Here is a 21,970-nt window from a genome sequence, read left to right on the forward strand (position 1 = left end):
TCGAACCTGCGGGTGCTCGACGGCGTGGATCTGTCGGACTGTCGTGGCCCGATCGACGTGGCCGCGCCAGCGCCCACGCGGGCGCGCCCCGTTCCCACGCCGGTCGCGGCGGGCCGGACCGACGTCACACCGCCGCGTGCGCGCCCCGTTCCCTCAGCGAATCCCAACCCCGGCCGGGCGCCGATCGACGCGCGCCGGATCGAGCCAAGCAGGCCGCCGCGTGCGCCCGTTGCGTCGGCGACCACGCCAAGCGCCCGCCCAACGCGTGCACGCGTGCCGCAGGTGCAGGTCCACTCGAGCTCGCCAAATGCCACGCGGGCGACGTACTCCCCGCCAACGGCTCGCCGGGCCCCGGCACCGTCGCGGGCGGTCTCACGCAGCGTGGGGACCAATCCCAACCCTCGCCCAAGCTCGAGCTCGTCGCCGACCTACCGCACGTACTCACCACCGGCGAACAACAACAACCCGCGGCCGTCCTCGTCGAGCCCGTCGCGCTCGTCGAGCCCCTCGCCGTCGTACTCCCCGTCGCGTTCGTCGAGCCCGTCGCGTTCGTCGAGCCCGTCGCGTTCGTCGAGCCCGTCGCGTTCGTCGAGCCCGTCGCGGTCATCGAGCCCGTCGCGGTCATCGAGCCCGTCGCGGTCATCGAGCCCGTCGCGGTCATCGCGTTCCCGCTGAGCGCTCCAAATCAAAAAGACAGCCGGCAACACCGGCTGTCTTTTTGTTTGGAGCGGAGCTGCGCTCAGAACCGGCCGACCATGGCCACGCCGCCGCCACCGCCGGGGACCATCGTGGGCACGACCGCGGTCTCGGGGGCCCATCGCTCCCAGCGCTTGTACTTGATGCGGTTGCCAACGCCGACGCCGAGCAGCAGCAGGCCAAGGCCCGTGGAGGCGACCGCGAGCGGGACCAAGAAGTCTCGCTGAGGGGCGAGCTTGCAGCTCAACGCTGACTCGTAGTCGCAGCCGGTGATCAAGATTGACGTGACGATGAACCCAGCGCCGAGGCCGGTGACGACGCCACCCGTGATCAGCATGCCCTTGCCGTTCATCGGGAACTGGTCCTTGGGTCCCCAGGTTGGCTCTGCAGGGCGGAGTGGGCCTTCGGGAACGATCGGGAGCTCGGCTTCCTCCTCCTCGGGCTCGGCTTCCTCCTCCTCGGGCTCGGGCTCGGGCTCGGGCTCTTCGGGCTCGGGCTCTTCGACCTCGGGCTCTTCGGGCTCCACGGGCTCCTCGGCCACGGGCTCCTCGCCCTCCTCGCCTTCGGTGACCGCTTCGGGATCGACACCCTCGCCCTCGGGGTCCTCGCCCTCGGGATCCTCGCCCTCGTCCACTTCGTCGACCGGCTGCGGATCCAGAGGCGCTGGAGCGGGCGCGGCGGCTGGTGCAGCGACTGCACCTCGGACCGGCGCGAGGGTCAACGCGGTGGCGAGCACGGAAGAGGTGATGCGGAGGCCGAGCTTGGTAGCGTTCATGGCGTTCGAGTCGCAGGCAATAGCCGACGCGTGCCGGGTGAGTATGGTACGGCTGGCGCCGCGTACACAACCCCTGGAGGGGGTCGAGCTTACGCACCGTCTTACGGGCATTCTCAACACGCCGTGCCGGCGAAACTGCCGGCGGGTGCCTGGCCGCTCACGCGCCGTCGAGCCACGAATGTGATGAAAAGCGCTCCGCGCCATCCAGGGCCGGCGGCGTTTGGCCGCCGGGCAAGACCCGGGACCTGTAGAAATTCGACAGCCCAAGCCATGATCGTAGACTGCCCAGATGCCGATGCTCGCCGACATCGATGATCCCCGGCCTTCGCGGGTCCGGGGATTCCTGATCGGGGCAGCGATCGCCGTGCCAGTTGGTTTGGTGTTCTGGTGGTTCGCCAGCAGCTGGCTCCCGGGGCTGATCCTCGGCAACGCGGTCGAGTATGACGCGCGCTTGCGGCAAGAAGACGCGTACATGCAGGGTGTCTGCGCGAACATGGACCTCGCGCGCGACGAGTCGCTGTGCGAGTGCGTGTTGGCCGTGGAGTACCCCTCGCTCGATTGCCGGCTGCCATTCATGCACTGGAGCCTCGTGCAGATGGTCGAAACCTGCAGCGATGACGCGGTGTTCAAGCAGTCCTTGTCGTTCTGCTCGTGCGTGCGCAGCCTCGATGAGCAGCTCGGCGCGGTCGCGCCCGACACCAAGGAAGCGCGGCAGATTGTGCAGACCTACGCAAGTTGCACGGAGCTCGCCGACGCGCTGTTCCTGCCGGCGCTCGAGCAGCTGTAGACGACCCAGATCGTGGCCATGAGCCAGCACACGTATGGACGGCGTGGGCCCGCGCGAACCTTGCGTGAAATCGCGGTGAGCCCTCGCCGTTGACGCGGCGCGCTGGCGCGTCCTACATTCCGCGCCAATCGTGCTCGCCAGCGTTGGTACCCACGCCGCGAGCCACCGAGGAGCCCCATGCTGAAGAAACTCGCCACGGCCGCGCTGTTGTCCCTACCCCTGTTGCTGTCCACCGCGTGCGACGACGAGTTCAAGGTCTCGTCCAAGGAGCTCAAGCCGGGTGGTCTGTACATCACCTACGTTCAGCCGCAGGACTGCGACGGCTGCGACGCGCTCAACCGCGGCGACCTGATCCAAGAGATCGACGGCACCCCGGTCAAGTCCGCCGATGAGATGTTGGCCAAGAACCTCACCGACGGTCAGCCGCACAAGGTCAAGTTCTTCGACAAGAGCGCGGACAACGAGCTCAAAGAGATCGAGATCACCGCGAACCCCAACAACTCGATGGCGCCGGTCAAGGACGCGCCGCCGTTTTGGACGGTTGGCGCAGAGGAGCTCAACAAAGCGCCAGACTGGGCGCGACGCCGGTTGTTTGGTCACGCCTCGCCGCAGCTGCTGCTCGTCAACTCCGACGGCGGCTTCGTCAACGGCCGCGACCTCTACGGCAAGAAGGTCCTGATGGTGTTCTTCGACTGGGCGGCGTCGTCGGATCGGCAAAACGGCGCGCTGTCGATGCAGGTGCTGCAAAAGGCCCAGGCCGACCTCAAGAACAAGGGCGTCGAGATCGTGTTCGCCCAGATCGCGCATCCGCAGCAACGCGAGATCGCGCCGATGAACGACACGGATCTGCGCAAGTTCTTCACCGACAACCAGGTCGGCCCGACCGAGGGTGGTCCGCTGCCGCCCCCGCCCCTGTACCGCATGCCCAACAAGACCGAGGACAACCCCACGCGGGTGCTTGGGCTCGAGGGCGCGTTCACGTACTACGAGGCGATCGGCGAGGCGCCGAACATCTTCTTGCTCGACGAGCACGGGATCATCCGCTGGCACTCGGCTGGCACCACCCCCGATCCCGAAGGCAAGATCCCCGTGGACATGGTCTACACGATCAACGCCGCGGTGCTGTTCGCCCTCCAAAACCTGTAGCCGCCTGGTGCGCGAGCGGGTGGTCCTCACGCCTCGGCGGGGGGCCACCGTTTTCAATCTGTTCGCTGCTGGCCGTGATGAAATTTGGCTACTCCAGCTGGTTCGTGTGCACGCTGGCGCTGTTCGCCTGTGAGCGCGGCGAGCCCGGCCAGGCTGTTCCCGTGTCAGACCCACCGCCAACGACCGCGCCCGCAGCTGCGCCGCAACCCGTGGCGGCGCCAAGCCGGATCCCAACCCAGGGGATCGTGCTGGGTGACAAGACCTGGCTCGAGGCCGAGCAGCTGCTCACGCCAGACACGATCGTCGTGATCCCGCTGGGCGCGGCGGCCAAGGAACACGGCCCGCACCTGCGGCTCGACAATGACCTGACCTTGGCCACCTACTTCCGGGACCGCGTGCTCGCCCAGGCTGAGGTCGTGATGCTGCCGACGGTCGGCTATCACTATTATCCAGCGTTCTCGGAGTACCCTGGATCGACGACGCTGCGGCTCGAGACCGCGCGGGATCTGATCGTCGACATTGTGCGCTCGGTCGCCCGGCATGGGCCGCGGCGCTTCTATGTGATCAACACGGGGGTCTCGACCAATCGCGCGCTCGAGCCCGCGGCCGCGCAGCTGCTGGCCGAGGACGGCGTGGTGCTGCGCTACACGGATCTGCTGAAGGTCGCCGGGCCCGTCGAGCGCGAGCTATCGGAGCAGCCCGGGGGCACCCACGCCGACGAGATCGAGACCTCGATGCTGCTCTACATCGCCCCGGATCGGGTCGACATGAGCCAGGCGGTCGCCGACTACCATCCGCGCGGGGACAAGGGCTGGCTGACCCGCGACGCCGACGGCGAGGGGACCTACTCGAAGACGGGGATCTGGGGCGACCCCACGCTGGCGACCCAGGCCAAAGGTGAGCGCGTGGTCGAGGCGATCGTCGCCGGGATGCTGGCCGACATCGAGGCGCTGCGGCAGCTCGAGCTACACGATTGAGTTGATCGCCGCTTGGACGCGGGTGATCGCTTCGGTGATCGTCGCGTCGTCGTGGTGGCGGTTGGTCACCAAGCGAATGTGATCCGGCGGGCGGTTGCTGGCGATCACGCTGTGGCGGGCGAGCAGCTCGATGATCTGGTCCGTCGAGCGGCCCGTCGCGGTGTGGTTCACGTAGACCATGTTGGTCTCCACGCTGGCCATGTCGACGCGCAAGCCGGGGATCCGCGCGAGCCCTTCGGCCAGGGCGCGGGCGCGGGCGTGGTCGTGGGCGAGCGGCTCGATCATGGTCTCGAGCGCGACGATCCCCGCGGCGGCGATGATCCCAGCCTGCCGCATGCCCCCGCCGAGCCGCCGCCGCACGTGGCGGGCCTCGGCGATGAACGCCTCGTCGCCCGCGAGCACCGAGCCGAGCGGGCAGCTCAAGCCCTTGGTCAGCGCGAACATGACCGAGTCGACCTTGGCGGTGTAGGCGTGAACGCTGACGCCGGCCGCGATCGCGGCGTTGAAGATCCGCGCGCCGTCGAGGTGAACCGCGAGCCCGCGCGCGTGGGCGACCTCGCACAGCTCGTCGTGGAGACCAAGCGGGATCACCCGGCCGCCGCTGCGGTTGTGGGTGTTCTCCAGGCACAGCAGCCGCGGCGTTGGGTAGTGGATGTCGCGCTCGCGGATCGCCGCGGCCACGCGCTGCGGGTCGAGCATGCCGGCCTCGCTGGTGACCGGCCACGGCATCAGGTGTGCGACGCTGCCGAGCGAGCCGACCTCGTAGTGAAAGATGTGCGAGTCGGCATCCAGGATGACCTCGCTGCCGGCCGGGGCGTGGACGATCAACGCGATCAGGTTGGCCATGTGACCGCTGATCGCCAGCATCGCCGCGGGCTTGCCGATCGCGGCCGCGGCCATCGCCTCGAACCGCTTGACGGTTGGATCCGCGTCGTAGGTGTCGTCCCCGAGCTCGGCGCTGGCGATCGCCTGCAGCATCGCGGGCGTGGGCAGGGTCTGGGTGTCGCTGCGGAGGTTGATCGGCTTGGGGCTCATGCGCTGCGCTCTCGGATCTTTCGGTACAAGCGAACGCCGAGCATCAGGGACACACCCAGTATGAGCAGGCCGCCCACGCCCCACGCGACGCTGAGCGCCGACCGGAACACGGCGAGGAACACGATCGCGACCATGAACATGGTCCCGAGCTCATTGAACATGCGCAGCCGGTTGCTGGTCCAGCCCGAGCGCTTGGCGGCCTGACTGCGGCGGATCTGGCCGCACCACAGCGTGTACCCGATCAACCCAGCGAGCAGCGCGAACTTGAGGTGCAGCCAGCCGGGCAGCGGGCCGAGCTGGGCCAGCTGAACCACCATCGAGACACCGGCTGCGATCGTGAGGATCATCGCCGGGACCGTGATGATCTGCCAGAGACGTCGGGCCATGAGCTCGAGCTGCGGCAGCAAGATCTCGCGCTCGTGCTCGGGTCGCTCGGTGGCTTCGGCGTGGTAGACGAACAGCCGCACGATGTAGAACAGCCCCGCGAACCACGAGATGAACCCGACGATGTGCAGGGCCTTGGAGAGCGTGTAGTCCATTCGCGCCGGGCCGCAGAGGGTGTCAGTTGGGTAGCGCCAGCGCGATCTCGTTGACGATCCCGGTGGCGGCCGCCGCCGGGTCGCTGGCGCTGCGGATCGGCCGACCCACGACCAGGTGCGTGGCCCCAGCCGCGATCGCGTTGGCCGGGGTCATGACGCGCTTTTGATCGCCGACGTCGGCGCCAGCGGGGCGGATCCCCGGGACGACCCTGAACAGCCCGGGGGCCACGTCCGCGAGCGACTCGAGCTCTTGGCCGCTGCACACCAAGCCTGCGCAGCCGGCCTGCGCGGCCGCTTGCGCCCGGATCTTCACGAGCTCCGCCGGACCGCGGGTATGGCCCGCCTCGCGGCAAGCCTGCTCGTCTTGGCTGGTCAGCACGGTGACCGCGAGGATCCCCGTGCTGTCCCCGGCCTGCTCCACGCAGGCGCGCAGGTGGGCGATCCCCGAGCCGGCGTGGACCGTGATGAAGCGGACGCCGAGGCTGCTGGCGCTGCGGATCGCCCCGGCCATGGTGTTGGGGATGTCGTGCAGCTTGAGGTCCAAGAACACGTCGAGCTCGGGGTGACGCCGACGCAGCTCGCGGACGATCCCCGGACCTTCGGCGACGAACAGCTCGAGGCCGATCTTCAGCATGCCGACGTGACCGGCGAGGCGCCCGGCGAGGGCGAGGGCGGACTCACCATCTGGTACATCCAGGGCGACGATCAGGCGCGAGCGAGCGGCGGACATCGAGGGCAACGTATGAGATCGGGCGGCCGTTGTCAGCTTGAGCGGACAGCTCGCTGCCCACAGGGACCCAGTCCACGAATGCTGTCCGCAAGCGGGCGAGAAGCCCTCGCTCGAGCTGCTGACAACCTGGTCAATCCGGCACCGGTCGGGCAAGCTGCCCGGGTGGACGGCCGCGAGCGTGTGGACCAGCTGTTGCGCGACGCGGTCGCGGACGGCGTCACGCCTGGCTGCGTGGCGTTGGTCTGGCGTGACCAAGCGCTGCGCTACGCGGGCGCCCACGGGGTGACCGCCCGGCTGGGGCCGGTGGCGCCGCGGCCGGTCAGCCTGGAGACGATCTACGACCTCGCCTCGCTGACCAAGGTGCTGTGCACGACGACGCTGGTTGCTCGGGGGATCGGGCGCGGGGAGCTGCGGCTCGAGGATCAGCTCCCGAGCGCGCTCGCCGTCGGCGGGTATCGGCCCACGCTGCGAGACCTGCTCGAGCACGCGAGCGGGCTGGTCGCCCACCAAGAATTTTTTCACGCGCCGTGGTCGCTGGGGATCGATCAGCGCGAGGCGTTGCTGGCGGCGGTGCGCGCCGTGCCGCTCGCCGCCGCCCCGCGCGAGCGGGCGATCTACACGGACCTCGGGTTCTTGTTGCTGGGCGCGTGGCTCGAGCAGCTCGGCGGCGCGCGGCTGGATCAGTTGTTCGCCGAGCAAGTCGCCAAGCCGCTCGGGCTCAGCGACGCGCTCGTGTTTGGGAGCACCCGGCCGCTGCCGCAGGTCGACCTCGCCGCGACCGAGGTCTACGACGCGCGGCTCCACGACGGCGCGGCCCAGCACTGGTACCCGATCCGCGCTGCCGCCGGGCAAGCCGTGGCGCGCGGCCTCGTGCATGATGACAACGGCCTGGTGATGGGTGGGGTGGCCGGGCACGCGGGTCTGTTCGGCACGGGCATGGGCGTGCTCGCGGTCGCGCGGGCGTGGCTCGAGCACAGGATCCCCGGGCTCGACGCCAGCGCGAGCGCGCAGGTCTGGAGCGCCTTCACCACGCCCTCGACGGTCCCAGGCTCGACGCGCCGGCTCGGCTTCGACGGCACCAGCCCCGACGGCGCCGGCTCGACCGCGACCGCGCTCTCACCCCGCGCGGTCGGGCACCTCGGGTACACGGGAACCAGCGTGTGGATCGATCCCAGCCCCACCCTCGCGCCGGGCGAGGGAAGCATCTACGTGCTGTTGAGCAACCGCGTGCACCCAACCCGCGAAGACACGCGGATCCGCGAGCTGCGTCGCGAGTTCCACACCCTCGCGGGCACGCTGTTTCGCTAAAAACTCGGCTGGGACCGCCGGACTCGCTACCGTGCGCGCGATGCGATCCCTCCGCCCGCTGCTCCTGTGTACGCTGCTGACCCTTCCAACGCTGAGCGCCTGCGCAGGACGTACCCCGTTCCCAAGCGTCAGCGGTGACGCGCTCGAGCTCGACACGGTCGTTCTGTACCGCAACGGCGTCGGCTACTTCGAGCGCCGCGGCAAGGTTGACGGTGATCTGCTGCGCCTGCGGGTGCGAAAGGATCAGGTCAATGATCTGCTCAAGAGCCTGACGGTCGTCGACGAGGACGGCAAGGCCGTGAGCGTGTCGATGCCCCTGGATCCGCAGACCTGGGCGAGCGTGGCGATGTCGACGCTGGCGCCGGGCAACGGCTCGCTGCCGGCGGTGCTCGACTCGCTGCGCGGGACGGAGATCACGGCGCGCGCGTCGGGTCGCTACATTCGCGGGCGGATCGTGATGGTCGAGCGGATCATCAACGAGCCCGACCCCGAGCTCAGCAACCCGGTGCGCGGCGGTGGCCCAAGCCAGAGCGCCGACAGCCGCGACTGGAAGCTGACCTTGCTCTCGCGCGGCCAGCTCGAGGTCGTGCGCCTGTCGAAGGTCAAGGGCATCACGCTGCACGACGGCGATCTCGCCATGCAGCTGCATCGCAGCCTCGACGCCTCGGCTGGCGAAGGCATGTTCGAGCAGGTCGACATCGAGATCCGCCTGGTCAACGCCCGCAGTCACCGGCTGGTCGTCAGCTATGTGGTCGGCTCGCCGATGTGGAAGCCGACCTATCGCGTGGTGCTGCCCAAAGACAGCAAGGGCCAGGCGCTGCTGCAAGGTTGGGCGGTCGTCGACAACATCTCTGGCGAGGACTGGGAAGAGATCGGCCTGAGCCTGACCTCGGGGGCGCCGATCTCGTTTCGCTATGACCTGCACACCCCCCGCGAGGTCTACCGAACCGACATGACCGCCAGCGCCGCCGACAAGCGAGCCGCGGTCGCGCTCGGCGAGACCAGCTGGGGCGACGAAGAAGAGATGTATGCGCCCGATGAGCCGATGCCCGAGCCCGAGCCCTACGCCTCCGACGTGGCGTCGGGCGGCGCCTACGACTACGAATACGAGGACGACACCCTCGAGGACGAGCTGCGCGAAGAAAAGAGCCGCCGCGGCGGCAGTGGCCGGACAGCCTCGCCGCCCAAGGCCAAGCCCAGCTCCACGTCCACCAGCACGCGCTGGAAAAACGAGGCCGCGCCCGTCGACGCGACCGGCATCGACGTCGACACCCTGCGCCGCAGCACCTTGGCCTCGTCTCGCTCGCAGCGGATCTCTGGGCTCACCCGCGTCGACCTGTCCGACCCGGTCACCGTGCCCGACGGGACCTCGACGATGGTCGCGCTGATCAACGAGTCCGTGAAGGCCGAAGAGACCTTCTTGTTCAAGCCCGGCGGCGCCGGCTATGGCTACGAGTCCAACCCCTACCGGGTCGTGCGCTTCACCAACTCGACCCAGTACGTGCTCGAGCCGGGGCCGATCTCGATCTACTCAGGCGGCAGCTTCGTCGGCGAGGGCCTGTCGGAGGCCGTGGGCGCCGGGACCTCGGTGACGATCCCCTTCGCCGTCGAGACCGACGTGATGGTGACCTCGTCGACCCAGTACAGCGGGCAAGAGATGACCGTGACCCGGATCGTCCGCGGCGTGCTCGAGGTCGAGAGCTTCTACCAGACGACCACGACCTGGGACGTGCGCGGGCCCGCCAAGCCCGAGGGCTTCAAGGTGTTGATCCGCCAGCCCCAGACCGGCTCCAACTACGAGCTGGCTCAGCGACCCGAGGGCACCGAAGACCTCGAGGGCGCGTGGCTGATCCCCCTGACCGTTGCCGCCAACCAACGCAGCGCGACGATCAAAGTGGTCGAGCAGACGCCCTCGAAGATCAGCATTGCGATCTGGGACCAGCAGGCGCTCGCCTTGCTCGAGAAATTCCTGGCCGCAGACAACCTCGACGCCGCCGCGCGCAAGAAGCTGCAGCCGATCGTCGACATCCGCCGCGACATCGGCCGGATCGACACCGAGGTCGATGGCCTGCGCCGCCAGCAAGCCGAGCTCGAGCAGCGCGCGGATCAAACCCGCCGCAACCTCGACAGCATCAAGAAGGATCCGGCCGCTGGGTCGCTGCGCCAGAAGCTCAACAAGCGACTCGAGGAGTTCTCGACCGAAGCGGACACCCGCGGCCGGCAGATCGTCGAGCTCGAGAGCAAGCGGCTCGAGAAGAAGATCGAGCTCGAAGACATGATCCAGGATCTGGATCTGCGCGCCCCCATGACCCCTGGCCCAGACGCGAAGCCCAAGCCAGACGCGAAGCCCAACGCGAAGCCCAAGAAGTAGCGGCCCAGAACGGCCAGCTCACTCGGCGGTGACGAGGCCAAGCCGGATCGCCTGGCGGACCAGGCCCGCGACGTTGCGGCACTCGAGCTTGGCCATGATCCGCCCGCGGTGACCCTCGATCGTCTTGACGCTCAGGTGCAGCTGCTTGGCGATCTCGGGGCTCGACTTGCCCTCGCCGACCAGCGTCAGGACCTCGCGCTCGCGCTTGGTCAGGCCGTCGCCGGGATCCTTGGTCTCGGCCGGGGTCTCGCCACGGCTGTCGCGCAGCAAAATCATGGCGATCGCAGGCGAGAAGAACGCCTCGCCGCCGTCGACGGCCCGGATCGCCTTGACGAGATCCGACAGCCCCGAGCCCTTGAGCAAATAGCCGCTCGCGCCGGCCCGGATCGCTGGGCGCACGTACTCTTCGCCGTCGTACATCGACAAGATCAGGACCTTGGGCGCGTTGGGCTTCTCGCGGATCTCGCGGGTCGCGTCGACGCCGTTGAGCTTGGGCATGTTGAGGTCCATGACCACCACGCTGGGCTGCAGCCGGGCCGCCGCGTCGACGGCCTCGCGGCCATCGGCGACCTCACCGACCACCTCGAGATCTTCGGTCGCGGTCAACAGCGCCTTGAGGCCCTCGCGCACGATCGTGTGGTCCTCGGCCAGTAGCACGCGAATCGTCTTGTCCGGCATCGTGCGGGCACACTACCAGGATATTCCGGGCCCCCACAGAGACGTTGGCACTTCGGCGACCGCAGCCGCTTTGCGTCTGGCTGTTCGGATCCGCGTGTGTGGTCCGTCAGACCTCCACAGAGACGTTGGCCTTGGTGTGCTCGATGCGGCTGAGGATCGACCGCGAGAGCAGACCGAAATCTTCGCGACAACGCCGGACGGCGTCCATGTGCGCGCCGAGTGCTCCATCTGCCGGTCGCAGGTGGAACATCGGCTTGCGTGCATCCTGCGCTAGCGGCATGAGGCTCTGATAGTGCCTCATGATGCCGAGGCAAAACGGATCCCCGGCGGTGGTGAGATGGGGCGGGTGCCCGTCGCCAGCGCTGGGTTCCTCGCGGAGCATCGCTCGCCGATACTCCCTCGGCATCCGCTCGACCCAGCGCTCGTACGCTTTAATGGGTCGGGACAATCGCATGCCCGCTTGCATGACCACGTAGCCAAGCGGCTCCATTCGGCCGCCCGGGAGATCCAATTCGGAGTCAGGGTTCCGCTGAACTCGGTCAGACCAGCCTTTTCGCCAGTCGATGAGGGTCGGGCCGAGATGACGCAAGCCTTGCATGGAGTAGAGATCTGGCGCGAGCGGAGTGACGACGAAGTCGGCGGCGAGCAGCGCGGCGCGGTTGATCGCTCCCAGGCTTGGGCCGACATCGAGCAGGGTGATGTCTGCGGACTGCGAGCTGGCTGCGAGACTGGCCAGCCGATGCGGGGCGGTGAGCACCCGGAACGCGTCTTCCCTTCGGTCCAGCGCTCGCGGCCAAGCATCCGAGAGCTTGTCTTCGAAGGTTGAGAGCCCCAGATCTCCGGGCACCAGCCCCAACCCGTCTCGAAGCTCCTCGACGTGCGGCGTGGTGATGTCGCCGATGCCTCGTAGGATGGGGCGAATGGAGCCGAGGATGGTCTGACTGTGCTCCTCGTCGCTGGGCCAGAGCTCCTCGAGTCGCTCCTCTTCCACACACATCGCGGTGAGGTTTGATTGGGGATCGAGATCGAGGAGCAGGACCCTGTGCCCGTGATCCACGAGCATGTGCGCGATGTGGTAGACGAGCGTGGTCTTTCCAACGCCGCCCTTGTTGTTGAAAAACGCGACACGCATCAGGTTCGCCTCCTGACGATGACGCCGAACGACGAGGGTCCAAAGATGAACTCGGGCGCGGGATTGTCGTTGTCCCGGCAGGCTTTTCGCGCTAACGCGATCCCCATCCCGAAGCGCTGGACGAAGCCCAGATGATGGAGCGCCGCAGCGATCGTCGGGTTGCGATAGTCGTTGCCCCCGGGGCTGCCGAAGCTCGCTTCGGTCGCCCGCCCGAACAAACCACCAGGGTTGTGAATCTCGATCCGATCGGTGAACCAGTACCACACCACGGGGGCGTTGCTGGTCTCGTAGTTGCGATGCATCACGGCGTTGCGAAGGAGCTGTTGCATTGCGGCGATCGGGTAGTCTGGGCGACGAGTCTCGACGGTGCCCGCGAGCGATGTCGACACCCGGATGTGCGCGTTCGTGATCTCATCGATTCGACGAAGCACGACCGGGAGCGGACCCACCAAGGTATCGTCCTTGCGGTCGATGATTGGGTCGGTGAGTTCGGCGCCGTCGACCCTCAGGAACTGGATATATGCCCCAGGAACGAAGGTCGTGGGCTCATGGCCGAGCACGAGCATTCCCGCGACATTGGGGACGCCGTCGGGGGACGCGAGGTGGAGGGCCGCGAGCTGCTCGGGCACCGAGCGGCCGTTCTCGCTGAGGACCTCGGGATCGACCGCGCTGGGGAGGTACTCCTGCCGGAACAGATCGAGGTCGAGATCACGAAGCGTGGATCCGGGGATCGCGCGTTGGTCAAAAGGCCCGTCCCAGCCCCGGCGCCGCTCTGTCAAGATCCGAACCTCGTCGCGGGTCGCCGTTCCTTTTCGCGGACCAACACGCACACACACCCGGCCGCGTAGCTCGACGGGCGGGTTCGGCGAGGCCTCGACCTCGACCACGGCGATGGCCTTGCCGTCGAGGACAGCCTTGTAGACGGTCATGAGCGGAAACGGGAGGATGTTCCCGTCGCTGCGGATGTTGGTGAGTGACAGCAGCAGCTCGTCGGTGATTGGGAGCCCGGTGGGTTTGCCGGTCCGATCCGTTACCCCGACCAGGATCACGCCGCCGCCGGCGCCAGGGAGATCATTCGAGTAGGCGCAGATCGCCTCTTCGATCTCCTTCTTGACCGCCTTGACCGAGGCTTTGCGCTCGACCTCAAAGCTCTCGAGGTCAGCGGCAAGCCGGACGATCTCCTCTGCGCTGCGCATGGCTGGGCAGGATACCCGAGAAGTGTGCATGGGAGGATCGCAACGGGTGCACCCGCGGCATGCGGCGTACACAGAGAGGTCCAAGCGCTCGGTGTCCCGGCTGATACGGGTCGCCATTGCGTTTGGCCGATCAAACGCTGTCGGGCTTGACGGGCAGCTCGACCCGGATCGATGCCCCCTCGCCTGGGGTCGCGCTGATCTCGATCGTTCCACCCAGCAGCTCGACGCGCTCGCGCATGCCCTCGAGCCCGCGCCGGCCCTTGGCGCGGACCTGCTCGACGTCGAAGCCCTCGCCGTCGTCGACGATCTCGATTGAGATCCGATCGTGGAGCGAGCCCGCGTCGAGCCGGCGCAGGTGGATCTCCACGCGCTCGGCCTTGGCGTGGCGGGCGACGTTGGTCAGGCTCTCTTGCACGATCCGATAGGCCGCGGTCTCGACACCGGTGTCGACGCCAGGCTTGTCGAGGTCCGCGAACGCGTAGTCGATCTCGACGCCCGTGCGCTCGGAGAAGTCGTCGCAGTGCCGCTCGACCGCCCCTTGCAGGCCAAGGTCGTCGAGCACCGCGGGCGCGAGCCGATCGACGACGCGACGGATCTCCTCGAGGGTCGAGTCGGCCAGCTCCATGGTCCGGGTCGCCATGGTCTTGGCGCTGGGGTTGCCGGCGATCTCGGCGAGCAGCTGCAGGTTGATCCGGATCGCCGTGAGCGCCTGCCCGGCCGAGTCGTGGAGCTCGCGCGACAAAGACCGCCGCTCGGCCTCCTGCATGGCGACCGCGCGGCCCGAGAGGTCACGCAGGCGCTGCTCTTTGTCGCGGACCTCCTCGAGCGCCTCTTGCAGCTGCGAGGAGCGCACGACCACCGTGGCCTCGAGGTTGGTGTTGAGGTGCTCGAGCGCGCTCTGCGACGCGTCGATCCGCTGCTCGGCCTCGATGATCGCCTTGAGCGGCAGCGCGTACATGACCCCCGCGAGCAGGGCCCCGAGCGCGGCGAAGCCCAGGAAGATCAGCGAGGCCTGGCGCTCGACGTCGCGCGAGGTCACGCCAACCCACACTCGCCCAACCTCGCGCTCGAGCTCGATCGGCTCCCAGTACCAGAGCAGCTGGCGGTCGGCGTTGCCGGGGGGCGCCTGGCCCAGCTCGATCAGCCGCCCGTCCTCGTCGGTCAGATCGATCCGCACGATGCTCTGGTGCTGGGTCTGCAAGCTGACGTGGCGCAGCAGCTTGGGTGCGTCGTAGCGCCACAGCACGGGCCGCTGCTGGGCCTCCTCGTGGATCAGCTCCGCGACCAACTTGGCCGTCGAGCTCGCCCGGGTGCGGATCGTCTTGACCCCCATGCCCAGGTACACGAGCGGCGCCGAGATAGCGACGACGACCAACAAGAAGAACGCGAGCGGCCCGAGCCGAGCCGCGAGGTAGCGCTCCAAGTTCACGCCCACACCCTCGAGCCCACCCTCGGGCGCGAGCTGCTCGCGGTCCGTCACCCCGACACTCTACCCAGGTTCTGCCCAACTCCATCACTCCCCGCCGATCCCAACGCGCCCCCCGCCCGCGGCCGGGCGCCTCCCGGGCCACCCTGAGGCTGGGGAGATCGCGGTAAGCACGGCCTCCGATATCGCTCGGCGAGATCCGACATTCCTGCCACGCGACCCGCTCCGCGCCGTCGCGACCGCGGACGGTGAGGCCGCCGCACGCCGGGCGATGGGGTGTTCGCGGCGGTTGCATGCCACATGACATGCAATGTCGGCCGTCCAATAGTATTTTCGCGGCCGTGAGCGAGCCTGCCACCCAAGCCGAGCTGCTAGACGAGCTCGTCGGTTCGACGCTGGCCGAGCGCTATCGCATTGACGAGCTGCTTGGCATCGGTGGGATGGGGGCTGTGTTTCGGGCCCGACACTTGCTGCTCAAGCGTGACGTGGCGGTCAAGGTCTTGCACCCGCGACTGAGCGCCAACGAAGACATCTCCAAGCGGTTTGATCGCGAGGCCCAGAGCGCGGCCCGGCTCGACCACCCCAACATCATCCCGGTCACCGAGTTTGGCTCGACCCCCGATGGGATGAAGTACATGGTCATGCAGCTGTTGTCGGGCCAAGAGCTCGGCGAGCTGCTCGATCAGGCCCTCGACCCGCTGCGGGCGATCGATCTCGAGATTCAGATCTTGCGTGGGCTCGAACACGCTCACAACAACGGCGTGATCCACCGGGATCTCAAGCCGGAGAACGTGTTCGTCACCAAGGACCACGACAACGCGGAGGTGCTCAAGCTCGTCGACTTCGGGATCGCCAAGATCATCGACGAAGAGGACGACGACGACACCGCGCAGCCGCTGACCCGCATGGGCCTGGTGTTTGGCACACCGCACTACATGAGCCCCGAGCAGGCGACCGGCTCGGTGATCGACAAGCGCACGGACATCTACTCGGCCGGCGTGCTGCTCTACCAGATGCTGGCGGGGGCCCTGCCGTTCGAGCACGATGACCCGGTCTCGCTGATCCGCATGCAGGTCAGCGTGGATCCGCCGCCGCTGCCCGACACGATCCCCGTACCGCTGCAGCGCGTCGTCAGCATGATGATGGCCAAGGGTCGCGACGAGCGCTACCCAGACGCCCGCTCGGCTCGCAAGGCGCTGCAGGCCGTGCAGGCCCGGCTGTCGAGCGACGCGGGCATCCCAATCAAGACCAGCCCGCACGACACGGGCTTGGTCGATCCGCGCGAGATCTATCCACCCGGTCACGAGGCGCTGGTCAGCAACCCAGCGTTTCGCGCGGGCTCGGGCTCGATGTCGGCCGCGAGCGGCTCTGGACTGGGTTCGGGCTTGGGTTCGGGCTTCGACTCTGGCTCTGGCTCTGGCTCTGGCTCTGGCTCTGGCTTGGGGCCCAACACGCCGATCCCCTACGATCCGTCAGAGATCAGCGGGCCGCTCGCCGCAGAGCTGGGCTCCAACCCGGGCCTGAGCCACAGCTCGACCGTGCCCCCGGTCGCGCCCCGGACCACGCACATGTCGCTGGCCGACGCGCTCACGCAGTCGCACCCAACGGTGTCGCAGCGGTCCCCGATCGCCGCGTGGATGGCCACGATCCCCCGCACGTGGTGGTACGTGAGCGGCGGGATCTTGGGCGTGTTGCTGCTGATCTCGCTGTGGCCCAGCGGCGGCGGCGGCGACGATGACGACGGAACGGACGACGACGCGGTCGAGTCCGCCGCGCCCGAGGACAACGCCGTGGTCGCGGGCGACGACGACGACGGTGACGACGACACGGCGCCGGCCGCCAAGCCGCGCGCCGACGAGAAGACCCTCGTTGCGATCGACGTCGCCCTGACCAGCAAGAACGAAGACCAGGCCTTGGACCTGATCCGGCCGGCGCGCGACAAGTTCCCCAACGATCCACAGCTGCTGTGGCGCGAAGGTCGGGCGCTGGCGATCAAGCGGGCCAAGAGCAGCCGCGTGACCGCGCTCGAGCGCTACAGCCAGGCGCTGGATCAGGACCGCACGCTGATCGACAACCCAGACTTCTACGGCGAGCTCTACGTGCTGCTGCGCAACAAGACGCTGCAAGAGCAGGCGATCAACCTCGCGCTGCAAAAGCTTGGGCCGGCCGGACACAAATTTTTGCTCGAGCTGGTCAACGTCGCAGATCCCAACCAGATGCTGGGCTGGGTGGACCGCCACCGCGTGCTCGATGTCCTGCGCAGCGACATGGACTCGCTCAAGCTGGTCGACTCGAAGCTCAACCTGGCGCGGGATCTGTACCAAGCCCCGGAGGCGCCCAAGCCCTGCGCCGAGTTTGCGAAGGTGCTCGACACGATCATCGAGGCCAAGGACGTGTACTTCGTCGAGCATGTCTTCAGCGCCAAGCCGCCGGTCGCGGGCGAGGACGTCGATGACGCGGCCGTCTGCGCCAAGCTCGACGCCCGGCTCGTCGTCGTCCGCGACTTGATGGCCACCGCGCACCCCGAAGAGGCCGCCAAGTACACGTCGAGCAAGCCGAAGAACAACAGCAAGAAGAAAAAGAAGCGCTAGAGGCTAGCGTGTAAGACCGCCACGTGGGCCCAGTTGCGTCGTGGATGCGCGCCCATGGCTTGACTCGTTCGCTCTCGATCTTGGCGCTGTTGCTCACCCCGCTCGTAGCCGGGGGCCTGAGCTACGTGAGCCCGAGCGCGGCAAGGGCTGGTCCCGGCTCCGACCCAGGCGAGGAGACGCGCGGGCAGATCAACGGGGTGATCAAGCACGCCGAGACCGGCGCCCCGATCGAATTCGCGCTGGTCGTGTTGACCTGCGACTGCTTCACCGGCTCGCGCGAGGCCATGACCAACGCCCGCGGCATCTACAGCTTTGGCGCGCTACCGGCGGGGCGCTACACGGTCCGCGCGTTCGCGGGAACGGGCGGGATCACCAAGATCATCGAGCTGCCAGTAGGCGCGAAGTTCCGCGCGAATTTCAGCCTCGACCCCGAGCCCGAACGAGTCGTGCAGATCGTGGTCAAGGCGCCGCCGGTGGCCTCGACCGCCGCGGCAGCCATGACGATCAGCATGGAGGAGGCCAAGCAGCTGCCGGTCGGGGTCCGGAGCAGCCGTGACTTCACCGCGGTCGTCGACCTCTCACCGACCGCGAGCCGCGACGTCTCGGGGATCACCGGGGCCGAGACCTACGGCGAGATCCAAGAGCGCGGCTTCACGAAGGCCGCGCACAGCTCGACCTTCTCGATCGACGTTGACACCGCCTCGTACAGCAACGTCCGCCGGTTCCTGCGCGACGCTGCCCGGCCGCCCGCCGACGCGGTCCGGGTCGAGGAATTGATCAACTACTTCAGCTACGACTACCCCGCACCCAACACCACGGGGGCGCCGTTCTCGGTGACGACGGAGGTCGCAGACTGCCCGTGGAACCCCAAAGCGCGGCTGCTGCACATTGGCCTGCAGGGTCGCGAGATCCCAGCGGGCAAGCTCCCGCCCCGCAACCTGGTGTTCTTGCTCGACGTCTCTGGTTCGATGAGTTCGGCCGACAAGCTGCCGCTGTTGCAGCGCGCCATGAAGCTCATGGTCTCGACGCTCACGCGCCACGACCACGTGTCGATCGTCGTCTACGCGGGCGCCTCGGGGGTCGTGTTGCCGCCGACCTCGGGCGCCGACCAAGCCGTGATCATGGCGGCCCTCGACCGGCTCCACGCTGGCGGCTCGACCAACGGCGGCGCTGGGATCGAGCGGGCCTACGCGCTGGCCCGCGAGCGCTTCGACCCCAAGGCGATCAACCGGGTGATCCTCGCGACGGACGGCGACTTCAACGTGGGCGACGTCAGCCAGGCCCAGCTGCAGGCGCTGATCGAAGCGGAGCGCGAGTCGGGGGTGTTCTTGTCCGTGCTCGGGCTCGGGACCGGCAACTTGAAGGACCAGACCATGGAGATGCTGGCCGACAAGGGCAACGGCAACTACGCGTACATCGACACGATCCACGAGGCCCGCAAGGTGCTGGTCGAGCAGGCCGGCGCCACGCTGGTGACGATCGCCAAGGACGTCAAGATTCAGGTCGAGTTCGACCCCGCGCAGGTCAAATCCTACCGGCTGATCGGCTACGAGAATCGGGCGCTCGCGGCCAAGGACTTCGACGACGATCACAAAGATGCCGGGGAGATCGGCGCGGGCCACTCGGTCACGGCGCTCTACGAATTCGTCCCGGCGGATCCCAAGCCGGACGCCAGGACCAAGCGTCAGCGCAAGCGGGACGCAGCCCAGGCGCCCCAGCCCATGGCCGAGCTGCGCCTGCGCTTCAAGGCCCCCGACGCCAAGCACAGCCAGCTGTCGAGCTTTGCCGTCGTCGACGCCGGGACCACGCTCGCGGCCAGCTCCAACGACTTTCGGTTCAGCGCTGCAGTCGCCGAATTCGGCATGTTGCTGCGCGACTCGAAGCACCGGGGGCGGGCGAGCTGGGCCGGTGTGACGTCGTTGGCAGCGGGCGCGCTCGGGAACGATCCCGGGCACTATCGCCACGAGTTCCTGGACCTGGTCGCGCTGGCCCAGGCCCTGCCCAAACCATGAGCGCGGGTGTGTAGACTGGCTCGCCCATGACCGACACCAACCTCGTGCTCGCAAGCACCTCGCGCTGGCGGGCCGAGCTGCTCGCTCGACTCGAGCTGCCGTTCACCTGCGCGGCGCCGCGCTTCGACGAGCGCGGTGAGGATCACCGGTTCGCGCAGCTTGGCCCCCAGGCGTTTGCGCTGCACCTCGCGCGCGGCAAGGCGCAGAGCTTGGCAGCCGACCACGACGCGTGGATCTTGGCGGCGGATCAGCTCGCCGTGCTCGACGAACCTGGCGGCCCGCAGCTGCTCCACAAGCCAGGGACGAGCGCCCGGGCGGTCGAGCAGCTGATGCGCCTGCGGGGGCGCACGCACCAGCTGGTGACCGCCGTCGTGCTGACCCGCGGGGCGGTCGAACATCACGAGATCGATCAGCAACACCTGACCATGCGAGCGTTCTCGCTGGTCGAGGCGCAGGACTATGTGACCAAGCATCAGCCGCTCGACAGCGTTGGCGCGTACCACATCGAGGACGCCGGGATCCGGCTGTTCGAGCGGATCGAAGGCGGCGACTTCACCAGCATCATGGGGCTCCCGCTGCTCGTGGTGTGCCGATTGTTGCGCCTCGCGGAGGTCCTTTAGGACCTTGGGGGGGACCGCGTCCGTGGGTCGCGGGGGCGGGTCAGGCTGCGCTCGGTGAGGCGGGGTTGGGCGCGCGGATCCTGAGCACTTGGCGCTCGGTGAGGACCATCGACATCGGCACGTCGTGGAGCGCTCGCGGCAGCTCGCTGACCACCTGGATCTCGAAGCTCAGGCCGATCGCGTACACCGGATACTTGGCCAAGAAGCGATCGACGTAGCCGCTCCCGTGGCCCAACCGGACGCCGCTGCGATCGAAGGCCGGACCCAAGATGATCGCCGTGTCGATCCGCGCCATGATCTCGTCGTCGTCGAGCTGCGGGGAGGTCCGCGCCGGTTGCTGCAACCCGAAGCGCAGCTGGTGTAGCTCGCAGGGCCAGGCGTGGGCGTGCAGCTGGCGATCCTTGGGGTCGGCCCGGGGCAGGTAGATCTGCTTGCCGGCGTCGGCGAGGGCTTGGATCAGCGGTCGGGTCTCGGGCTCGTCGCCAAACGACAGGCACGCCAACACGCCACGCGCGGCCCGAAGTTCGGGCAGCGCGAGCGCGCGCCGGAGCATCTGTGCTTCGGCGCGCACGCGTTGGTACTGGGGGATCGCTGCGGCGTGCTTGGCCATCAAGCTGCGCAGTCGCTGTTTTTGGGCCGTGGTCTTCGATGCGGAGGCGGTGGTCGTCATGATTCCGTGAGGGGCCGCGCGGGGCCGAAGAACTCGAAGTGTCGCCGGGCGCGGGGGACCGCGAGGCGTTCGAGCGCCGCGTCGACTGACACCATGAATCCGTCGGGCCCGCAGGTCCAGCACTCGATCTCGGCGCGTTCGACCGGGTCGGCGGGCAGCAGCGAGGTGAGCCGCGCGTGATCGAGCAGGCCCACGTGATCGTAGTCGACCCCAAGGCGCTCGGTGGCCGCCGGCTGCTCATGAATTCGCACGTAGCGAAATCCCGGCGCGACGTTGGCGAGCTCGCGCAGATCGGCCTCGAGCGGGCGAGACGAGCGGTCGAGCGCCGCGTGGACGAACAACAGCGGACGCGCAGGTTTCGCCGCGACGCTGGCGGCGGCCATGCTGAACAAGGGCGTGACCCCCACGCCGCCCGCGAGCAACACGATCGCGTGATCGCCGGCCGTCGGATCGAGCGTGAAGCAGCCGCAGGGCATGGTCAGGTTGAGCTTCGCGCCAAGCTCGAGAGCCTGCGTCAGGCGATTCGAGACGACCCCCGGCTCGTGCTGATCCCTGGCGGGCTCGGCCTTGATCACGAACCGCCAGCTGTCGCCGCCCGGCGCCTGCGTGATGCTGTACTGGCGCAGCGCGAGCGAGTCGGCGCCCGGCAGCGCAACGGACACGTGCTGCCCGGGCGCGAACGTAGGCAGGCGCTGGCGGTCGACTGGGCTGACCCGCAGCGAGGTGATCATGGGCGTCAGCGCGCGGCGCTCGACCACCTCGAATTCGCGCAGGCCCGTCCACCCGCCCGGGGCGACGCGTTGCTGCTCGTACACGCCTCGCTCGGCGGCGATGCAGACGTCGGCCAGCTCACCGTAGGCAGCCGCCCACGTGTCCATGAGCTCGGGCGTGGCGGCGTCGCCAAGCACCTCGGCGATCGCCGCGAGCAGGTGGCCACCCACGACGTCGTACTGGATCGGTTGTACCTGCACGGCGACGTGCTTGTGAACGATGACCGCGAGCGCGTCGTGCAGGACCTCGAGCTCGTCGAGGTGCTCGGCGTAGGCCACGATCGCCCCCGCCAGCGCGCCCTGCTGACCGTCGGGGTGCATGTGCGCGGGGTTGAACATGCGCGCGACCTCCGGGTTGGCGGCGAACATGCGCCGGTACATTGCCTGCGTGATTGGGATGGCCTGTTCGCGCAGGGTGGGGAGGGAAGCGCGGATGAGCTCGATCTGAGTGGGGAGCATTGCGCGGCTCAAACGCAAGCGTCGTGCCACCGCTAATTCTAGGCGTCCGGTC

General features: G+C 68.2%; 19 protein-coding genes and 1 pseudogene. 8 read left to right on the forward strand and 12 right to left on the reverse strand.

Annotated elements, in window-relative coordinates:
* The 3 genes and pseudogenes from DB30_RS41420 to DB30_RS41425 form a co-directional block, all read right to left on the reverse strand.
* Nucleotides 1-398: pseudogene (locus tag DB30_RS41420) on the reverse strand (hypothetical protein); the annotation flags it as partial.
* A 30-nt stretch (nucleotides 399-428) separates the two neighbouring features.
* Nucleotides 429-689 (reverse strand): hypothetical protein, encoded by a 261-nt coding sequence (locus tag DB30_RS14335; RefSeq protein WP_153258323.1) that lies wholly within the window; start codon nucleotides 687-689, stop codon nucleotides 429-431.
* A gap of 50 nt (nucleotides 690-739) precedes the next feature.
* Nucleotides 740-1,471 (reverse strand): hypothetical protein, encoded by a 732-nt coding sequence (locus DB30_RS41425; protein WP_052549091.1) that lies wholly within the window; start codon nucleotides 1,469-1,471, stop codon nucleotides 740-742.
* A gap of 289 nt (nucleotides 1,472-1,760) precedes the next feature.
* Here DB30_RS41425 and DB30_RS14345 point away from each other — a divergent pair, with 289 nt between their 5' ends.
* From DB30_RS14345 to DB30_RS14355, 3 genes are all read left to right on the forward strand, one after another.
* Nucleotides 1,761-2,258, forward strand: coding sequence for a hypothetical protein (locus tag DB30_RS14345; RefSeq protein WP_052549093.1), 498 nt, complete (start codon nucleotides 1,761-1,763; stop codon nucleotides 2,256-2,258).
* Between the two features lie 177 nt (nucleotides 2,259-2,435).
* A complete protein-coding gene (locus DB30_RS14350) occupies nucleotides 2,436-3,404 on the forward strand; it encodes a PDZ domain-containing protein (RefSeq protein WP_052549096.1) in 969 nt (322 codons plus the stop codon).
* A gap of 77 nt (nucleotides 3,405-3,481) precedes the next feature.
* Entirely contained in the window at nucleotides 3,482-4,381 is a 900-nt protein-coding gene (locus DB30_RS14355) for a creatininase family protein (RefSeq protein ID WP_052549099.1), read from the forward strand.
* Here the strand turns inward: DB30_RS14355 and DB30_RS14360 are convergent.
* The 3 genes from DB30_RS14360 to pyrF are packed head-to-tail and all read right to left on the reverse strand — an operon-like array spanning nucleotide 4,370 to nucleotide 6,685.
* A complete protein-coding gene (locus DB30_RS14360; protein ID WP_052549103.1) occupies nucleotides 4,370-5,416 on the reverse strand; it encodes a GntG family PLP-dependent aldolase in 1,047 nt (348 codons plus the stop codon). The two genes, DB30_RS14355 and DB30_RS14360, sit on opposite strands and share 12 nt — an antisense overlap.
* Complete coding sequence (locus DB30_RS14365) at nucleotides 5,413-5,955, reverse strand: CopD family protein (protein ID WP_052549104.1); 543 nt, start codon at nucleotides 5,953-5,955, stop codon at nucleotides 5,413-5,415. The genes DB30_RS14360 and DB30_RS14365 overlap by 4 nt, the downstream gene beginning before the upstream one ends.
* A 22-nt stretch (nucleotides 5,956-5,977) precedes the next feature.
* A complete protein-coding gene (gene pyrF, locus DB30_RS14370; protein ID WP_052549109.1) occupies nucleotides 5,978-6,685 on the reverse strand; it encodes an orotidine-5'-phosphate decarboxylase in 708 nt (235 codons plus the stop codon).
* 162 nt (nucleotides 6,686-6,847) lie between these two features.
* Between pyrF and DB30_RS14375 the strand changes: the two genes are divergently transcribed.
* Together DB30_RS14375 and DB30_RS14380 are read left to right on the forward strand one after the other, a co-directional pair.
* Entirely contained in the window at nucleotides 6,848-7,993 is a 1,146-nt protein-coding gene (locus tag DB30_RS14375; protein ID WP_165703760.1) for a serine hydrolase domain-containing protein, read from the forward strand.
* A 40-nt stretch (nucleotides 7,994-8,033) separates the two neighbouring features.
* Nucleotides 8,034-10,364, forward strand: coding sequence for a hypothetical protein (locus tag DB30_RS14380; protein WP_052549115.1), 2,331 nt, complete (start codon nucleotides 8,034-8,036; stop codon nucleotides 10,362-10,364).
* An 18-nt stretch (nucleotides 10,365-10,382) separates the two neighbouring features.
* On the opposite strand, the gene DB30_RS14385 is transcribed toward DB30_RS14380, so the two are convergent.
* The 4 genes from DB30_RS14385 to DB30_RS14400 all read right to left on the reverse strand — a co-directional run bounded on the left by DB30_RS14385 (nucleotide 10,383) and on the right by DB30_RS14400 (nucleotide 14,850).
* Entirely contained in the window at nucleotides 10,383-11,042 is a 660-nt protein-coding gene (locus DB30_RS14385) for a response regulator transcription factor (protein WP_052549117.1), read from the reverse strand.
* Nucleotides 11,043-11,148: 106 nt separating this feature from the next.
* Complete coding sequence (locus DB30_RS14390; RefSeq protein WP_052549121.1) at nucleotides 11,149-12,174, reverse strand: ParA family protein; 1,026 nt, start codon at nucleotides 12,172-12,174, stop codon at nucleotides 11,149-11,151.
* Nucleotides 12,174-13,370 carry an ATP-binding protein gene (locus DB30_RS14395; RefSeq protein ID WP_052549124.1) on the reverse strand — a complete coding sequence of 399 codons (1,197 nt, stop codon included), beginning with the start codon at nucleotides 13,368-13,370 and terminating at the stop codon, nucleotides 12,174-12,176. Before DB30_RS14395 ends, DB30_RS14390 begins: the two co-directional genes overlap by 1 nt.
* Nucleotides 13,371-13,500: 130 nt before the next feature.
* Nucleotides 13,501-14,850 carry a sensor histidine kinase gene (locus DB30_RS14400; RefSeq protein WP_052549126.1) on the reverse strand — a complete coding sequence of 450 codons (1,350 nt, stop codon included), beginning with the start codon at nucleotides 14,848-14,850 and terminating at the stop codon, nucleotides 13,501-13,503.
* Nucleotides 14,851-15,137: 287 nt separating this feature from the next.
* Between DB30_RS14400 and DB30_RS14405 the strand changes: the two genes are divergently transcribed.
* Genes DB30_RS14405 through DB30_RS14415 form a run of 3 tightly spaced genes read left to right on the forward strand, consistent with a single transcriptional unit; the run spans nucleotide 15,138 to nucleotide 20,019 of the window.
* On the forward strand, nucleotides 15,138-17,387 hold the full coding sequence (locus DB30_RS14405) for a serine/threonine-protein kinase (protein WP_052549129.1): 2,250 nt from the start codon (nucleotides 15,138-15,140) through the stop codon (nucleotides 17,385-17,387).
* A 59-nt stretch (nucleotides 17,388-17,446) separates the two neighbouring features.
* Nucleotides 17,447-19,399, forward strand: coding sequence for a YfbK domain-containing protein (locus DB30_RS14410; protein ID WP_165703761.1), 1,953 nt, complete (start codon nucleotides 17,447-17,449; stop codon nucleotides 19,397-19,399).
* A 26-nt stretch (nucleotides 19,400-19,425) separates the two neighbouring features.
* Nucleotides 19,426-20,019 carry a Maf family protein gene (locus tag DB30_RS14415; protein WP_052549135.1) on the forward strand — a complete coding sequence of 198 codons (594 nt, stop codon included), beginning with the start codon at nucleotides 19,426-19,428 and terminating at the stop codon, nucleotides 20,017-20,019.
* A gap of 40 nt (nucleotides 20,020-20,059) precedes the next feature.
* Here the strand turns inward: DB30_RS14415 and DB30_RS14420 are convergent, their stop codons facing one another.
* Nucleotides 20,060-20,689 carry a 5-formyltetrahydrofolate cyclo-ligase gene (locus DB30_RS14420; RefSeq protein ID WP_052549137.1) on the reverse strand — a complete coding sequence of 210 codons (630 nt, stop codon included), beginning with the start codon at nucleotides 20,687-20,689 and terminating at the stop codon, nucleotides 20,060-20,062.
* A complete protein-coding gene (locus tag DB30_RS14425; protein ID WP_052549142.1) occupies nucleotides 20,686-21,918 on the reverse strand; it encodes a globin domain-containing protein in 1,233 nt (410 codons plus the stop codon). The genes DB30_RS14420 and DB30_RS14425 overlap by 4 nt, the downstream gene beginning before the upstream one ends.
* Between the last annotated feature and the right edge of the window lie 52 nt (nucleotides 21,919-21,970).

Source organism: Enhygromyxa salina (genome assembly GCF_000737335.2).
Classification (GTDB): Bacteria; Myxococcota_A; Polyangia; order Nannocystales; family Nannocystaceae; genus Plesiocystis; species Plesiocystis salina_C.